The 489-nt window shown below is 58.1% G+C and carries 1 pseudogene; it reads left to right on the forward strand.

Going from position 1 to position 489, the window contains the following annotated elements:
* Nucleotides 1-489, forward strand: a pseudogene (locus DEQ92_RS22200) (IS5/IS1182 family transposase); the annotation flags it as partial.

Below are 489 nucleotides of genomic sequence, written 5' to 3' on the forward strand. Positions count from 1 at the left end.
GAACACGAGTTCACCAGCCTCCAGATCTCTTGGGCGGCTTTCTCCACTGTTACTACGAGGATGTCTACGGCACGCGGCCGGTTACACGAGAACTTCACAACGGCCTTGTCTGGTACTACTGTGGCCTCGACAAACCGCCATCCAGAGACACCGTTGACCGCTTTCTCACCGACCTCGAACACGTTGTTGACGATATCTTCGACAGGCTCGTCGAGCAGGCCGCCGCCCGCGGCCTGCTCGACTCCACGTATTCTATCGACTCGACCCACGTCGAAGCGATCCAATACAACGACGCTGCCTCGTGGAACTACGATCCAACAGCCGAGGAGTACTACTACGGCTTCGGCTGTACGATTGTCTCAACCGGCGCAAAGATCCCGATAGCGGCTGAATTCACACAGACCAAACAAGCGGATCAAGAGACGGCGATGCGCGTCACGCGTGACGCGCTCGCCGTCGCCAAGCCGATTTGGATGCTTGGAGACACCG

The organism is Haloferax sp. Atlit-6N (assembly GCF_003383195.1).
Taxonomy (GTDB): Archaea; Halobacteriota; Halobacteria; order Halobacteriales; family Haloferacaceae; genus Haloferax; species Haloferax gibbonsii.